Annotated in this window: 10 protein-coding genes and 1 other RNA gene; 9 read left to right on the top strand and 2 right to left on the bottom strand. The window is 40.9% G+C overall.

The genetic code is table 11. The annotated features are described in order from the left end of the window. Window positions 1-5 precede the first annotated feature (5 nt). The 3 genes from ACWPV5_RS04070 to ssrA all read left to right on the top strand — a co-directional run bounded on the left by ACWPV5_RS04070 (window position 6) and on the right by ssrA (window position 1,879). Window positions 6-833, top strand: coding sequence for an HAD family hydrolase (locus tag ACWPV5_RS04070; protein ID WP_000153513.1), 828 nt, complete (start codon window positions 6-8; stop codon window positions 831-833). A gap of 1 nt (window position 834) precedes the next feature. After that, entirely contained in the window at window positions 835-1,470 is a 636-nt protein-coding gene (locus tag ACWPV5_RS04065) for an SGNH/GDSL hydrolase family protein (protein ID WP_000290620.1), read from the top strand. A gap of 61 nt (window positions 1,471-1,531) precedes the next feature. Beyond that, window positions 1,532-1,879, top strand: a transfer-messenger RNA (tmRNA) gene (gene ssrA, locus ACWPV5_RS04060). 170 nt (window positions 1,880-2,049) lie between these two features. Here the strand turns inward: ssrA and ACWPV5_RS04055 are convergent. Both ACWPV5_RS04055 and ACWPV5_RS04050 read right to left on the bottom strand, forming a co-directional pair. Then, on the bottom strand, window positions 2,050-2,397 hold the full coding sequence (locus tag ACWPV5_RS04055) for a thioredoxin (RefSeq protein WP_101776719.1): 348 nt from the start codon (window positions 2,395-2,397) through the stop codon (window positions 2,050-2,052). Between the two features lie 111 nt (window positions 2,398-2,508). Continuing rightward, a complete protein-coding gene (locus ACWPV5_RS04050; RefSeq protein ID WP_004254235.1) occupies window positions 2,509-4,227 on the bottom strand; it encodes a phospho-sugar mutase in 1,719 nt (572 codons plus the stop codon). Window positions 4,228-4,380: 153 nt separating this feature from the next. Between ACWPV5_RS04050 and ACWPV5_RS04045 the strand changes: the two genes are divergently transcribed. From ACWPV5_RS04045 to ACWPV5_RS04020, 6 genes are all read left to right on the top strand, one after another. Continuing rightward, window positions 4,381-6,282, top strand: a complete 1,902-nt coding sequence (locus ACWPV5_RS04045) for an ABC-F family ATP-binding cassette domain-containing protein (RefSeq protein WP_454382447.1) — start codon at window positions 4,381-4,383, stop codon at window positions 6,280-6,282. Window positions 6,283-6,284: 2 nt separating this feature from the next. Further along, window positions 6,285-7,148, top strand: a complete 864-nt coding sequence (locus ACWPV5_RS04040) for an Rgg family transcriptional regulator (protein WP_000400537.1) — start codon at window positions 6,285-6,287, stop codon at window positions 7,146-7,148. Between the two features lie 79 nt (window positions 7,149-7,227). Further along, complete coding sequence (locus ACWPV5_RS04035; protein WP_261067487.1) at window positions 7,228-8,406, top strand: MFS transporter; 1,179 nt, start codon at window positions 7,228-7,230, stop codon at window positions 8,404-8,406. Window positions 8,407-8,498: 92 nt separating this feature from the next. Next, window positions 8,499-10,457 (top strand): NAD-dependent DNA ligase LigA, encoded by a 1,959-nt coding sequence (ligA, locus tag ACWPV5_RS04030; protein WP_261067486.1) that lies wholly within the window; start codon window positions 8,499-8,501, stop codon window positions 10,455-10,457. Window positions 10,458-10,574: 117 nt separating this feature from the next. Continuing rightward, window positions 10,575-12,854 (top strand): type I pullulanase, encoded by a 2,280-nt coding sequence (gene pulA, locus ACWPV5_RS04025; RefSeq protein ID WP_023944317.1) that lies wholly within the window; start codon window positions 10,575-10,577, stop codon window positions 12,852-12,854. 266 nt (window positions 12,855-13,120) lie between these two features. Next, a complete protein-coding gene (locus ACWPV5_RS04020) occupies window positions 13,121-14,545 on the top strand; it encodes an NADP-dependent glyceraldehyde-3-phosphate dehydrogenase (RefSeq protein ID WP_454382444.1) in 1,425 nt (474 codons plus the stop codon). Window positions 14,546-14,554: the final 9 nt, after the last annotated feature.

The raw sequence follows: 14,554 nt of genomic DNA, 5'->3' as shown, positions 1-14,554 counted from the left end.
AGTAAATGACGATTAAAGTAATTGCGACAGATATGGATGGAACCTTGCTGGATGCCAGAGGCCAGCTTGATATTCCACGCTTGGAAAAGATTTTAGATCAGTTGGATCAAAGGGGGATTCGTTTTGTCATCGCGACGGGCAATGAAATTCACCGTATGAGGCAACTACTGGAGCACTTGGTGGATCGAGTGGTTCTGGTGGTTGCCAACGGTGCTCGTATTTTTGAAAATAATGAATTGATTCAGGCTCAGACTTGGGATGATAATATTGTTGATAAAGCTTTGGCTCATTTCGAGGCTCGAGCGTGTCAGGACCAGTTTGTTGTAACAGGGATGAAGGGTGGTTTCGTCAAGGAAGGTACGATTTTTACAGACCTTGAAAGTTTTATGACTCCAGAAATGATTGAAAAATTCTACCAACGGATGCAGTTTGTGGATGAATTAACTTCTGACCTCTTTGGTGGTGTGCTCAAGATGAGTATGGTTGTTGGTGAGGAACGTTTGAGTTCGGTCTTGGAAGAAATCAATGACCTCTTTGATGGCCGTGTTAGTGCTGTATCCAGTGGCTATGGTTGCATTGATATCCTCCAAGCTGGGATTCATAAAGCATGGGGCTTGGAAGAATTACTCAAGCGTTGGGACTTGAAGCCCCAACAAATCATGGCTTTTGGTGACAGTGAAAATGATGTTGAAATGCTTGAAATGGCTGGAATTGCCTATGCGATGGAAAATGCTGATGACAAGGCCAAAGCTGTGGCGACTGCTCTAGCACCAGCCAATAGCCAAGGAGGAGTTTATCAAATCTTGGAAAACTGGTTAGAAAAAGGAGAATGAAGTGGCAGTACAGTTATTAGAAGATTGGTTGCTAAAGGAACAAGGTAAAATCCAAACCAAGTACCGTCATTTAAATCAGGTTTCTGTTGTAGAACCAGATATACTCTTTATTGGGGATTCCATTGTCGAATACTACCCTCTGCAGGAACTATTTGGGACTTCGAAGACGATTGTCAATCGAGGCATTCGAGGTTATCAGACAGGGCTGTTACTAGAGAATCTAGATGCGCATCTTTACGGTGGAGCAGTAGATAAAATTGTCCTTTTGATTGGGACAAATGATATTGGAAAAGATGTTCCTGTGAATGAGGCTCTCAATAATCTCGAAGCTATTATTCAATCAATTGCTCGCGATTATCCATTGACAGAGATTAAATTGCTTTCCATTTTGCCAGTTAATGAAGGAGAGGAGTACAAGCAGACAGTCTATATCCGCTCGAATGAAAAAATTCAGAAATGGAATCAAGCCTATCAAGAGCTTGCTTCTGCCTATATGCAGGTGGAATTTGTGCCAGTTTTTGATAGTTTGACAGACCAAGCAGGCCAACTCAAAAAAGAATTTACAACTGATGGGCTGCACCTCAGTGTTGCTGGTTATCAGGTTTTGACTAAAGCTTTGAAAGACTATCTTTTTTAGTTAATTGATTTTCTTTTTGCATTTTTGAGTTAGATAAGGTATAATGATTTTATTGTCTTTTGGGGTCGTTACGGATTCGACAGGCATTATGAGACATATTTTGCGACTCGTGTGGCGACGTAAACGCTCAGTTAAATATAACTGCAAAAAATAACACTTCTTACGCTCTAGCTGCCTAAAAACCAGCAGGCGTGACCCGATTTGGATTGCTCGTGTTCAATGACAGGTCTTATTATTAGCGAGATACGATTGAGTCTTGTCTAGCGGCTTGATAAGAGATTGATAGACTCGCAGTTTCTAGGCTTGAGTTATGTGTCGAGGGACTGTTAAACTAATACATAACCTATGGTTGTAGACAAATATGTTGGCAGGTGTTTGGACGTGGGTTCGACTCCCACCGGCTCCATTATTCCTTTGCATTCTTTTGAATTCCTTGGTAAAACGTTGTTAAATCAACGTTTTTTATTTTTGTCTTTGGTATTTCTTTGCGAAAAAAGGATACAACATTTTTGTTGTATCCTAGAAATCTATGTACTTCACAAAGCGTTTTTGTGATTTTAAAACTTGTTAGCTGATTTTTTACAATCCTGCAAAATCTTTAATTTCTTGTGCTGACATTGAAGAGTCGCAACGGACATTTATTTGTCCATCTGCAATGTGAACAAAACCTGGTACAGTTGGGATTCCGTAGCGTGAGCGGAATGCTTGCAACTCATTGAGTTGGCTTGGTTCTTCACTATTGATGAAGTAGATGTGAGCTTTGGTTTCAGCTACGACACCTGCTAAAGTACCTGCAAATTTACGGCAGTAAGGGCAAGTTTTGCGACCAATAAAGAAGGTTGCAGTTTCTTTATTATCAAGAGCTTCTTGTGCACGCGCAACTGTAGTGACTTCAAGGTCTTTGATGTTATCTAAAAATTGTTCCATGAGATTACCTCGCTTTCATTGATAAGTCTAGTATGCCATAAAGTTTCTAAAATTGCTTAGATTTGATACGAAAAAAAGATGAGATTGATTTGTCTCATCTTTAATAGGATTTTATTTTACAAAAGCATTGATTTCTGCTTCGATGTTAGCAATCTTAGCTTGTGATTCTTCGTTGGTTTCCCCTACAACTGCAATGTAGAACTTGATTTTTGGTTCTGTACCTGAAGGGCGAACGGCAATCCATGAACCGTCAGCAAGTGTGTATTTCAACACATCACTTGGAGGAGTTGTCAAGTTTGTAACAGTACCGTCAGCTGCAGTAGCAGTTTGAGCTTTGAAGTCTTCTACGACAGTGATAGCTGTTGTGTTCCATTCTTTTGGAGCGTTGTTACGGAATTTAGCCATAATTGCTTTGATTTGTTCAGCACCATCGACACCTGAAAGGGTAACAGAGATAGTCTTTTCAGCATAGTAGCCGTACTCTTTGTAAATTTCTTCGATACCGTCAGCTAGTGTTAAACCACGTGAACGGTAGTAGGCAGCAAGTTCAGCAACGACAAGAACGGCTTGGATAGCATCTTTATCACGTACGAATGGTTTAATCAAGTAACCGAAGCTTTCTTCAAATCCCATCATGTAAGTGTGATTGTGTTTTTCTTCGAATTCTTGGATTTTTTCAGCAATAAATTTGAAACCTGTCAAAACGTTGAACATGGTTGCGCCGTAGCTTTCAGCAATCTTCGTTACCAAGTCAGTTGATACGATAGATTTACATAGGGCTGCATTTTCAGGAAGAGTTCCAGCGTTTTTGTGGGCTTCTAAGATGTATTTAGCCATGATAGCACCGATTTGGTTACCTGAAAGGTTAAGGTAGCTACCATCTTTTTGAAGAACTTCAACACCAACACGGTCAGCGTCTGGGTCAGTTGCAACAAGAACATCTGCACCAACTTGACGACCAAGTTCTTCAGCGAGGGCAAAGGCTGCTTGGCTTTCTGGGTTCGGAGATTTTACAGTTGAGAAGTCTGGGTCAGCAGTTGCTTGCGCTTCAACGACTTGAACAGAATCAAATCCTGCTTGGGCAAGAGCACGACGAGCCAACATTTCCCCAGTACCATGAAGTGGTGTGTAGACAATCTTCATGTCTTTACCGAATTCTTCAATCAAGGCTGGGTTGATGTTAACATCCTTAACTTCTTTGAGGTATTCTACGTCAACAGCTTCGCCGATAACTTCAATCAAGCCAGAAGCTTTTTCAGCTTCCACATCAGCAACTTCAACTGCAAATGGGTTTTCGATTGCACGGATATAAGTAGTCAAAGCGTCTGCATCGTGTGGAGGCATTTGTCCACCGTCTTCACCGTAAACCTTGTATCCGTTAAATGGCGCAGGGTTGTGGCTGGCTGTGACCATGATACCTGCGAAACAGTTGAGGTGACGAACTGCAAATGATAGTTCTGGAGTTGGACGTAGGCTTTCAAATACGTAAGATTTGATGCCGTGTTTAGCAAGAACTGCCGCAGATTCAAAGGCAAACTCTGGTGAGAAGTGACGGCTATCGTAGGCGATTGCGACACCACGTTCTTTTTCGTTTCCACCTTTTGACTCAATCAAACGAGCCAATCCTTCAGTAGCTTGGCGAACAACGTAGATGTTGATGCGGTTTGTACCAGCACCAATCAAGCCACGCATACCTGCAGTACCAAATTCAAGATTTGTATAGAAGGCATCTTCCTTTGTTTTTTCATCCATATTTTCCAAATCTTGACGAAGGTAGTCAGGAAGCTCCGCAAAATCAACCCATTTCTGGTAATTTTCTTGGTAAGACATTAAAATTCTCCTTTTTGTAAATTGTTTTAACCGTTCACATTATAGCACTTTTTAACATTTTAGTAAAACCTTAGCATAATTTTCAGAAAAGTAGTGACATATGCCTGTTTATCAAGTCTTGAATGCCTTAGGGAAACATGCTATACTACTTGTATGATTATTTTACAAGCTAATAAAATTGAACGTTCTTTTGCAGGAGAGGTTCTTTTTGATAATATCAACCTGCAGGTTGATGAACGAGACAGGATTGCCCTTGTTGGGAAAAATGGAGCAGGTAAGTCTACTCTTTTGAAGATTTTAGTTGGAGAAGAGGAGCCAACTAGTGGAGAAATCAATAAGAAAAAAGATATTTCTCTGTCTTACCTAGCCCAAGATAGCCGTTTTGAATCTGAAAACACTATCTACGATGAGATGCTTCATGTCTTTGATGACCTGCGTCGGACTGAGAAACAACTGCGTAAGATGGAGTTGGAGATGGGTGAAAAGTCTGGTGAGGACTTGAATAAGCTGATGTCAGATTATGACCGCTTATCTGAGAATTTTCGCCAAGCAGGTGGTTTCACTTATGAAGCTGATATTCGAGCGATTTTGAATGGATTCAAGTTTGACGAATCTATGTGGCAGATGAAAATTGCCGAGCTTTCGGGTGGTCAGAATACTCGTTTGGCTCTAGCTAAAATGCTCCTTGAAAAGCCCAATCTCTTGGTCTTGGACGAGCCAACCAACCACTTGGATATTGAAACTATTGCTTGGCTAGAGAATTACTTGATAAATTATAGCGGTGCTCTCATTATTGTCAGCCATGACCGTTATTTCTTAGACAAGGTTGCGACAATTACGCTAGATTTGACCAAGCATTCCTTGGATCGTTATGTGGGCAATTACTCTCGTTTTGTCGAGTTGAAGGAGCAAAAGCTAGCCACTGAGGCAAAAAACTATGAAAAGCAGCAGAAGGAGATCGCTGCTCTGGAAGACTTTGTCAACCGCAATCTAGTCCGAGCTTCAACGACTAAACGTGCCCAATCTCGTCGTAAACAACTAGAAAAAATGGACCGCTTAGACAAGCCTGAAGCTGGCAAGAAATCAGCCAACATGACCTTCCAGTCTGACAAAACGTCTGGGAATATCGTTTTGACAGTTGAAAATGCAGCCATTGGTTATGATGGGGAAATATTGTCAGAGCCAATCAACCTAGACCTTCGTAAGATGAATGCTGTCGCTATCGTTGGTCCAAATGGAATCGGCAAGTCAACCTTTATTAAGTCTATAGTGGACCAGATTCCGTTTATTAAGGGTGAAAAGCGATTTGGGGCTAATGTTGAGGTTGGTTACTATGACCAGACCCAAAGCAAGCTGACACCAAGTAATACTGTACTGGATGAACTCTGGAATGATTTTAAACTGACACCAGAAGTTGAAATTCGTAACCGTCTAGGTGCCTTCCTTTTCTCGGGAGATGATGTTAAAAAATCGGTCGGCATGCTGTCTGGTGGCGAGAAAGCTCGTTTGCTTTTAGCTAAATTGTCTATGGAAAACAATAACTTCTTGATTCTGGATGAGCCGACCAACCACTTGGATATTGATAGTAAGGAAGTGCTAGAAAATGCCTTGATTGACTTTGATGGAACTCTTCTATTTGTCAGCCACGACCGTTACTTTATCAATCGTGTAGCAACTCATGTTTTGGAATTGTCTGAGAAGGGTTCGACTCTTTACCTGGGAGATTACGACTACTATGTTGATAAAAAGTCTGAAATGGAAATTAATCAGGCTGAGGAAGCTTCAACTAGCAATCAAGCAAAAGAATCAAGTCCAGTTAATGACTATCAAGCTCAGAAAGAAAGTCAAAAAGAAGTTCGCAAACTCATGCGACAAATTGAAAATCTAGAAGCCGAAATAGAAGAGTTAGAAAGTCAAAGCCAAGCCATTTCTGAACAAATGTTGGAGACAAACGACGCCGACAAACTCATGGAATTACAGGCTGAGCTGGACAAAATTAGTCACCAGCAGGAAGAAGCCATGTCTGAATGGGAAGAATTATCAGAGCAGGTGTAAAGATGGAACATCTTGGAAAAGTATTTCGTGAATTTCGTACAAGTGGAAATTATTCTTTAAAGGAGGCGGCAGGGGAGTCCTGTTCAACCTCTCAGTTATCTCGCTTTGAGCTTGGGGAGTCTGACCTAGCAGTCTCGCGTTTCTTTGAGATTTTGGATAACATTCATGTAACAATCGAAAATTTCATGGACAAGGCTAGGGATTTCCATAATCATGAACATGTTGCTATGATGGGACAAATTATTCCGCTTTACTACTCAAATAATATTGCAGGTTTTCAAAAGCTTCAAGAAGAACAACTTGAAAAGGCTAAGAGTTCGACGACTCCCCTTTATTTTGAGCTGAACTGGATTTTGTTACAAGGTCTGATTTGTCAAAGAGATGCGACTTATGATATGAAGCAGGATGATTTGGATAAGGTAGCAGATTATCTCTTCAAAACAGAAGAATGGACCATGTATGAGTTGATTCTTTTCGGGAACCTCTATAGTTTCTACGATGTGGACTATGTCACTCGGATTGGTAGAGAAGTTATGGAGAGGGAGGAATTTTACCAAGAGATTGGTCGCCATAAGAGATTAGTTTTGATTTTAGCCCTCAATTGTTACCAGCATTGTTTAGAGCATCTTTCTTTTGACAATGCAAGCTATTTTGAGACTTATACAGAGAAGATTATTGGTAAAAACATTAATCTGTATGAACGAAATATTTTACATTACTTAAAAGGTTTTGCCTGGTACCAAAAAGGACAGTGTAAAGAAGGTTGTAAGCAAATGCAAGAGGCCATGCATATTTTTGACGTGCTAGGTCTTCCAGAGCAAGTAGCCTACTATCAAGAACACTACGAAAAATTTGTCAAAGATTAATTTTCCCAAATATGGGAAAAAGAAAGAAGCTCCTTTCGGTTTTGATACAATAGTTTCAAAATTTGAGAGGAGTTTTTATATGAATCGCTATGCAGTACAGTTGATTAGCCGTGGAGCTGTTAACAAGATAGGAAATATGCTCTATGATTATGGAAATAGTGTCTGGTTGGCTTCCATGGGGACTATCGGACAGACTGTTTTAGGAATGTATCAGATTTCTGAACTCGTCACATCTATTCTCGTAAATCCTTTTGGCGGAGTCATTTCAGACCGTTTTTCTCGTCGTAAGATTTTAATGACTACAGACCTTGTTTGTGGGATTCTTTGTCTGGCTATTTCTTTCATAAGGAATGACAGCTGGATGATTGGGGCTTTGATTTTTGCCAATATTGTGCAGGCTATTGCTTTCGCCTTTTCTAGACCAGCAAATAAGGCCATTATCACAGAATTGGTAGAGAAGGATGAACTGGTCCTCTACAATTCTCGTTTGGAGTTGGTCTTGCAGGTTGTCAGTGTGAGTTCCCCTGTACTCTCTTTTCTGGTTTTACAATTCGCAAGTCTTCGCATTACCTTGGTATTAGATGCCCTTAGTTTTTTTCTCGCTTTTGGCTTGGTAGCCTTGCTTCCAAAGAAAGAAGAGAAGACTTTGGGTGAGAAGAAACTTACATTCAAAGTTATTTGTGCTGATATCAAGGAGGGAGTTCACTATATTGTGAAGCAAAAGGAAATCTTCTTTTTGTTAGTCATGGCTTCAAGTGTCAATTTTTTCTTCGCAGCTTTTAATTATCTCCTTCCCTTTTCAAATCAGCTCTATGGAGTACAAGGTGCCTATGCCACTATTTTAACAATGGGTACTATTGGGTCTATTGTTGGGGCGCTACTAGCTAGTAAGATTAAAGCCAGTCTGGAAATGCTTCTGTTTTTATTGGCTCTGACTGGACTTGGAGTGATGATAATGGGATTCACTCTCCCATCCTATCTTGCTTTTTCAGGCAATTTCGTTTGTGAACTCTTTATGACGATTTTCAATATTCACTTTTTTACTCAAGTACAAACCAAGGTTGAAGGTGAATATCTGGGAAGAGTTCTCAGTTCGATTTATACCTTAGCTATACTATTTATGCCTATTGCAACAGGTTTAATGACCTGGCTGCCAAGTGTCTATCTTTATTCTTTCTTGATTATAGGACTTGGAGTTGTTGTCTTATCTTTCTTAGCTCTAGGCTATGTTCGAACTCATTTTGAAAAAGAGACATAAGTCTGTTTGCGTTTTAAAAATAATTCCAATCTAAGTGTTTTTTCCGCCCTTCTCGTTTGTGAGGAGGGCTTACTTTGTGGTAAAATGGTTTTATGAATAAAAGAATGAATGAGTTAGTCGCCTTGCTCAATCGCTATGCGACTGAGTACTATACCAGCGATAATCCCTCGGTTTCAGACAGTGAGTATGATCGCCTTTACCGAGAGTTGGTTGAGTTAGAAACTGCCTATCCAGATCAAGTGTTAGCAGACAGTCCAACCCATCGTATTGGTGGCAAGGTTTTAGATGGTTTTGAAAAATACAGTCATCAGTATCCTCTTTATAGTTTGCAGGATGCTTTTTCACGTGAGGAGCTTGAAGCTTTTGATGCGCGTATTCGTAAGGAAGTGGCCCATCCAACCTATATTTGTGAGTTGAAAATCGATGGCTTGTCTATCTCGCTAACGTATGAAAAGGGGATTTTAGTTGCTGGTGCAACACGTGGAGATGGTTCTATTGGGGAGAATATCACAGAAAATCTCAAACGTGTTAAGGACATTCCTTTGACCTTGCCAGAAGAACTAGATATCACAGTTCGTGGGGAATGTTATATGCCACGCGCTTCTTTTGACCAGGTTAACCAAGCTCGCCAAGAAAATGGAGAGCCTGAATTTGCTAATCCTCGTAATGCGGCAGCAGGCACCCTGCGACAGTTGGATACAGCAGTAGTTGCCAAGCGTAATCTTGCCACTTTCCTCTATCAAGAAACCAGCCCTTCAACTCGTGACAGCCAAGAAAAGGTTTTGAAGCACCTAGAACAACTTGGTTTTGTAGTCAATTCTAAACGAATTCTAGCTGAAAGCATGGATGAGATTTGGAATTTTATACAAGAAGTAGGAGAGGAACGGGAGAATCTGCCTTATGATATCGATGGGGTGGTGATCAAGGTCAATGACTTAGCAAGCCAAGAAGAACTCGGTTTTACCGTTAAGGCTCCAAAGTGGGCAGTGGCCTACAAGTTCCCAGCTGAAGAAAAAGAAGCTCAACTCTTATCAGTTAATTGGACAGTTGGTCGTACCGGTGTTGTGACTCCAACTGCTAATCTGACCCCTGTTCAGCTAGCTGGTACAACTGTTAGCCGTGCAACCCTGCACAATGTGGATTATATTGCTGAAAAGGATATCCGCAAAGACGACACGGTTATCGTCTATAAGGCTGGTGACATCATCCCTGCTGTTTTACGTGTGGTAGAGTCCAAACGGGTTTCTGAAGAAAAACTAGATATCCCAACAAACTGTCCAAGTTGTAATTCTGTCTTGCTGCACTTTGAAGATGAAGTGGCTCTCCGTTGTATCAATCCGCGTTGCCCTGCTCAAATCATGGAAGGTTTGATCCACTTTGCTTCTCGAGATGCTATGAATATTACAGGACTTGGTCCATCAGTAGTTGAGAAGCTATTTGCTGCCAATCTGGTTAAGGACGTTGCGGATATTTACCGCTTGAAAGAAGAAGATTTCCTCCTTTTAGAAGGGGTTAAGGAAAAATCCGCTTCTAAACTGTATCAGGCCATCCAAGCATCTAAGGAAAATTCTGCCGAGAAGCTCTTATTTGGTTTGGGAATTCGCCATGTCGGAAGCAAGGCCAGTCAGCTGTTACTCCAACATTTCCATTCGATTGAAAATCTGGCTCAGGCAGATCCAGAGGAAGTGGCTAGTATTGAAAGTCTAGGTGGCGTGATTGCCAAAAGTCTTCAGACTTACTTTGCGACTGAGGGCTCTGAAATTCTCCTCAGAGAATTAAAAGAAGCTGGAGTCAATCTGGACTATAAAGGACAGACGGTAGTAGCGGATGCAGCCTTGTCAGGTTTGACAGTGGTATTGACTGGGAAATTGGAACGTCTCAAGCGCTCAGAAGCTAAAAGTAAACTCGAAAGTCTGGGTGCCAAAGTAACAGGCAGCGTTTCTAAAAAGACCGACCTCGTCGTGGCTGGTGCAGATGCTGGAAGCAAACTGCAAAAAGCACAAGAACTTGGTATCGAGGTTCGAGATGAGGCTTGGCTAGAAAGTTTGTAATGATCGTTTAAAACCAGAGTTTAGATAATATGACTAAGTTTATTAATTGAGACGAAATTGACAAAAAATTATTAGTGAAACAGAAACAAATTAAAAAGTAAAAAGGAAAAATAAACAATGTATAACTACCCTATGCGCATTCATTACCACCGCAAGAATGGTGAATACGACACTTGCTCTTTTGTAAAAAGTCAGGACCAGCGAATTGATTTGCTAACCTACAAAAAAGATTATTTTGGTGCTTCATTTAGTTTTGAACACCCAAGTGCTCATCCCTTAGAAAGCTTGAATTTTGTGGTTCATACCGGCCAAACTAGTAAAGAGTATGCTATCCGTTTTAATCACTATCCCCTCTTAACAGAGGTCTGGATTTTGGAAGGTGATGACAGAATTTATTATTCTGAAAATCCTGCTATTGCCAGTCCTTTCTATAAGAATCAAAATCCTTTTGCCTTTGATAAGGCTATCAATAGTGCTAGTTTCGACCACCACTGGGGCTACCAAGGTGAATTGGGGTGCTGTGTAGAGGACAATCAGGCTCATTTTGCTCTCTGGGCTCCAACAGCGACAGAAGTGCAGGTTGTCGTTTATGAATCAGCTACTAATGATGCACCTGTTTGGAAGACTTTTGATATGGAGAGAGGCAATAGCTACTCTTATAACCATAAGGACAATACTATTGGTGTCTGGAGTTTGGATGTTGAGGAAGATTTGACTGGTAAGGCTTATCAGTATCAAGTCCAATTCCCTCACCACCAAACAGTGACACGCGATCCCTATACCATTGCTACCAGTCCTGATGGCAAACGTTCTGCTATTCTAAGCCATGCAGAAAAACAAGTCGAAAACTTCGAGGTTAAGCATGGTTCTGAGGCTACTTGGCGCTTGGCAAACCCATGTAAGGCAGTTATCTGTGAAATGCACATTCGTGATTTGACCAAATCACCGACCTCAGGTGTGGATGAACATCTTAGAGGAACTTTCTTAGGTGCTGCTCAGACTGGAACAGTTAACCAGTACGGCCAGTCAACTGCTTTTGATTACATCAAGAAGCTGGGCTACAATTATGTTCAATTGCAACCAATTGCAGACCGTCATAAAGAATACGATGAGGATGGTAATGTAACCTACAACTGGGGTTATGACCCACAAAACTATAACGCACCAGAAACGAGCCTTTCAACTAATCCAGATGATCCAGCTCAGGTCATTCGTGATTTGAAGACCATGGTTCAAGCTTATCACGATGCAGGTATTGGTGTCATTATGGATGTAGTCTATAACCATACTTTTTCAGTTGTTGATGCACCTTTCCAAACAACTGTCCCTGATTACTATTATCGTATGAACCCAGACGGTACCTTCCAGAATGGAACGGGTGTTGGAAATGAAACAGCCAGTGAACACGAAATGTTCCGCAAGTATATGATTGATTCCCTCCTATACTGGGTACAGGAATACAATATTGACGGCTTCCGTTTTGACTTGATGGGGATTCATGATGTCAAGACTATGCAGATGATTCGTCAGAGTTTGAATGAAATTGACCCTAACATTATCCTTTATGGAGAAGGTTGGGACATGGGAACAGGTCTTGCCCCTTATGATAAGGCTAAGAAGGACAACGCCTACGAAATGCCAAATATTGGTTTCTTTAATGACAATCAGCGTGATGCTGTCAAAGGTGGAGAAGTTTACGGTGCAATTAAATCAGGTTTTGTCAGCGGTGCTGCGACAGAGCCAATTCTTGCCAAAGCAATCCTAGGCAGTCGTGAATTAGGAACCTATACACATCCAAATCAAGTACTTAACTATGTGGAAGCCCATGACAATTACAATCTTCACGATTTATTGGCAACTCTTCATCCAGACCAAAGTTCAGAACAAATCATGCGCAAGGTTGAGACAGCCACAGCTATGAACCTACTCATGCAAGGGATGGCCTTTATGGAAATCGGTCAAGAATTTGGTCGTACCAAACTAGTTGCGACTGGTGAAAATGGTGAGTTGACCCATGATGATAGAGAGCGTGCTATGAATAGCTATAATGCTCCAGACAGTGTGAACCAAGTGAACTGGGACTTGATTAATGAGCGTCAAGATAGTATTGAGTTTATCCGTCAGATGATTCGATTGAAGACAGGAACCGGTGCCTTTTCTTACCCTACTTATGATGAAATTTACCATCATGTTTTTGTTCATTCAGCAAATGAACATAGTGGTTTGATTGTCTATGAGATTCAAGGGGAAGACCATTTACTGGTTGTATTTAATACTAAAGGGCAAGACTTCCAGTTTGAAAATGCTGGAAATCTAGAACTATTGGTGACCAATAGCCATTTAAGTGATAAAGACATGGTTGGTGGCGTTAGCACCAGCGTCTTTAAAGTCTTGTAGAAAAAATCAAAAGTTTTCAATTGTGCCGTATAATTTCTAGGATATCTTCTTGCTAAAAATTATAAAACTCAATGAAGAATAACATAGCATGAAAAAGGTTTAGTTCATCTAAGCCTTTTCTTCTTGTACTGACTGCTTAACAAAAGAGTTCAAATAGTTTGAAAAGTCAAGCTTGTGAAAATAATCTCAAAAATATTGCAAAAAGGGTTGTAATTTTCTGAAAATTTGGTAAAATATATCTTAATCATTTTCAGGAGGACGAGAATTTGACAAGATATAATAATTTAGTAAATGGAGAATGGAAATCATCTGAAAAAGAAATTACGATTTATTCACCAATCAATCAAGAAGAATTAGGGACAGTACCCGCTATGAGCCAAGCAGAAGTAGATGAGGCTATGCAAGCTGCGCATGCAGCCTTGCCTGCATGGCGTGCTTTGTCAGCAGTTGAACGTGCGGCTTATTTGCATAAAACAGCAGCTATTTTAGAACGCGATAAAGAAAAAATTGGTACTATCCTTGCCAAAGAAGTAGCAAAAGGGATTAAAGCAGCCATTGGAGAAGTAGTGCGTACAGCAGACTTGATTCGTTATGCTGCTGAGGAAGGTCTCCGTATCACTGGACAAGCAATGGAAGGTGGTGGTTTTGAGGCAGCAAGTAAAAACAAACTGGCTGTTGTCCGTCGTGAGCCGGTTGGAGTCGTGCTAGCTATTGCTCCCTTTAACTATCCAGTCAACCTTTCTGGATCTAAGATTGCTCCGGCTTTGATTGCAGGGAATGTGGTTATGTTTAAGCCACCAACACAAGGTTCTATTTCTGGTCTCTTGTTGGCTAAAGCATTTGAAGAAGCAGGGATTCCAGCAGGTGTTTTCAATACCATTACGGGGCGTGGTTCAGAAATTGGGGATTATATCATTGAGCACAAAGAAGTCAACTTCATCAACTTTACAGGATCAACCCCTATCGGAGAACGTATTGGTCGTTTAGCTGGTATGCGTCCTATCATGCTGGAGCTTGGTGGGAAAGATGCAGCTCTTGTACTAGAAGATGCAGATTTGGAACATGCTGCCAAGCAAATTGTTGCGGGTGCCTTTAGCTACTCAGGGCAACGTTGCACGGCCATTAAACGTGTTATTGTTCTCGAAAGTGTTGCAGATACATTAGTTACTTTGCTTCAAGCAGAGGTTGCTAAATTAACAGTTGGTGACCCATTTGACAATGCTGATATTACACCTGTTATTGACAATGCTTCAGCCGACTTTATTTGGGGCTTGATTGAGGATGCACAAGAAAAAGGGGCTCAGGCTCTTACACCAATCAAACGTGAGGGCAATCTTCTCTGGCCAGTGCTTTTTGACCAAGTTACAAAAGATATGAAAGTAGCATGGGAAGAGCCATTTGGTCCTATTTTACCAATTATTCGTGTGGCTAATGTAGAAGAAGCAATTGCCTTTGCCAACGAATCTGAATTCGGCCTTCAATCTTCAGTCTTTACAAATGATTTCAAAAAGGCCTTTGAAATTGCTGAAAAACTTGAAGTGGGTACAGTTCATATTAATAATAAAACCCAACGTGGTCCAGATAATTTTCCCTTCCTTGGTGTCAAAGGTTCTGGCGCTGGAGTGCAAGGAATTAAATATAGCATTGAAGCGATGACAAATGTCAAATCCATTGTTTTTGATGTGAAATAAAATGTAAAA

The sequence above is a fragment of the Streptococcus sp. Marseille-Q7156 genome (genome assembly GCF_965119495.1).
The sequence above is the reverse complement of the archived record's forward strand: the minus strand, read 5'-3'. Positions and strand labels throughout refer to the sequence as shown.